At 40.4% G+C, this 2805-nt stretch carries 1 pseudogene; it reads right to left on the reverse strand.

What is annotated here, in order from left to right:
• A pseudogene (locus ACFINY_RS09535) lies at nt 1-2805 on the reverse strand (hypothetical protein); the annotation flags it as partial.

Raw genomic sequence — 2805 nt, forward strand, 5'->3', positions numbered from 1 at the left:
AGACGCAACATCATCATAGCTCTGCTCTTCAACGGCACTGCCATCTTCTTTGACGATCTTAACTTTGAAGCTTGGAGTACTCCATTGACCTTCCTTATATTCAGCGCCACCACCTAAATAAGTTGCAACAGTCTTATTCGTCTCAAAAAGCTGAGAACCATTGACCGCTTCACTTGAGCTTGCAGAAACCTCTCCATTGGAAAGAAACTTAATTTTACTGTTGCCTTTCTCATCACCCTCTCCATGTGTTGCTACAAACGCCTTTTCAGAATCACTCCACAACAACGCATTCTGCTTAATATTTTCAGTAACCTCCGTGTTGTTTTGAGTAAACTCTTTTTGAAGATTCTCAAAAGATGTTCCTACACCAGCAAATGCTTCCGATACAGTATCATACTTCTTCTCTTCAACTTTAGTACCATCCTCATTAACGATCTTAACTTTGAAACTTGGAGCCGTCCAAGCGCCACCTGCATAACTAGCATCACCACCTAAAGACTGCGCAACACTGTTACCTAGAGCATATAGCTGATTTCCTGTTACAGCATCGCTTGAGCTAGCAGTAATATCACCATTTGCAAGTGATGTGATTTTGCTGTGTGTCTTCTCACCATCTTTTTCTCCATGCAAGGCGACAAAAGCACCTTCAGCCTTGCTCCATGATAAAGAATCTTGTGCAAATCCTTCTGAAACTTCCTTAATACGAGCGTTGATAGTGCTCATGCTGTCATTAATGTTATTAAACGCACCTGCAACATTATTACTGCTCTTCTTATCACCTTTCGTACCATCATTGCTGAAAGTCTGAATTTGGAAATCCGGATCTTGCCATTCGCCTTTCTCATTATAACCAGCACCACCACCAAAATAGCCAGCAAACTGTTTTTGCAGATCATAAATCTGTCCACCCGTAATCGCATCACTCGAGCCTGATACTATAGAGCCAGCTGCAAGTGATGTAAGCTTGCTGTTCTCTTTATTGTCCCCATGCGTCGCTACAAACGCCTCTGCGTCCTTATCCCACAACAGCGCATCGCCTTGAACTTCCTGAGTAATATTCGTAATGTTTTCAGTAAGTTCATTAAACTTATTCGTTAGGTTGTTATTCACATTCTTGAAATTCGTATCAATACCTTCAATGGCTAAACCAACATCACCATAGGATTTTTCTACTACCTCGCCTTTTGCATCAACACTGGATAATTTATAGGTTGGATCCGTGAAAGTACCATCTTTAAAGCTTGTACCTCCACCTAAGTATTTCGCAATATCCTGAGAAACCTTAGAAATCTGACCGCCATTAACCGCATCATGCGAATTCTCACTAATCTGACCTTCGGCAACATTATGCAAACCTACAGGTGTAGAACCCTTACCTTTACCCAAAGTCACACTCGCATAATTAGTGCTGCTATTATCATCACCTTGTTTATCATAGTGAACAACAGCCGATTCATCAGACTGAAGATTATTAGAAAGCTCCTTCAGACTTTTATCAAGCTGGTCTTTATTAACAGCTTCATTACCTCTCACGGCTTCTTTCACACCGGAAAGAATCCTATCTCCTTTGTCTTTATTTGCGATATTGATTTCATTGCCTTCTACTTCTGTACCAATATTGATAACCTTCGTATTATCATCCTGCTTGGCAAGGCTATCACTGACAACATTGGTCACATCATTGTGAACATTCGTAATAGAACTTGCAACACCTGCAAGTGCTTCCGATACACTATTGTAAACCTTTTCCTCACCAGTGCTACCATCATCATTGACAGTTTTAAGTTTGAAGGTGGGTGCAACCCATTTTCCATTTTCATAGCCAGCACCTCCACCAAAATAGGTCGCAACTGTTTGATTCATTGAATAAAGTTGGTTGCCAGTGATCGCTTCTGTTGAACCTTTAGAAACTTCTCCATCTAAAAGAAACTTCAATTTGCTATTGTTTCCTTCCGTTCCATGCTTAGCTACAAATGCATTGGCTTCATTATTCCAATTCAAAGAATCCTGTGCGACTCCTTCTGAAACTTCCTTAATCCTCTGATTGACATTCTTGATATTTGTATCAAGTCCTTCAAAAGCTGAACCAACATTAGTAAAAGGTTTGGCTGTTATCTTACCATCTTTATCAATCTCCGATAAACTATAGGTCGGCCCAGTAAACACACCATTATTAAAAGCTGCATTGCCTCCTAAATAAGTAACAACCTTATCATTCGTTTCAAAAAGCTGACTACCCGTTACAGCATCTGTTGATTTAGCGCTAATCTCACCATTTGCAAGGAACGTAATTCTACTGTTTTCTTGTGTCCTTACAGCTCTGCCTTTTTCTTCTTTGCTCTTCTCATGACGCGCGACAAAGGCATTGGCTTCATCATTCCACAACAAAGCATTCTGCTCAATGGTCTGTGTAAGTTCATTGCTGTTCTTAGAAAGCTCATTATGAAGATCTGTCAGCGATGTATCAACACCGCTAAAGGCTGAACCAACATCATGATATGACTGACCACCAACAACATACGTCGGAAGATTGCCTACAAGAACATCAGCACCACCACCTAAATAGCTCGATGTATTTTTAGAAACACTGTCTAGATTAGTAGTCACTGTCGTAACATTTTTATTAGTCGCAAATAACTGAGAGCCATTTACAACTTCTGTCGATTCTGCTGAAAGCACTCCTGCCTTAACACCTGAAAGTATCCGGTCTTCTTTCTTACTGTTGGCAATATTGAGTTCTGTACCTTCTACTTCTTTACCAATAGTGATAACCTTCGTATTATCATCCTGCTTAGCAAGGCTATC

Origin of the sequence: Bartonella sp. AA23NXGY (assembly GCF_042197165.1) — a bacterium.
In the GTDB taxonomy this organism is placed as follows: Bacteria; Pseudomonadota; Alphaproteobacteria; order Rhizobiales; family Rhizobiaceae; genus Bartonella.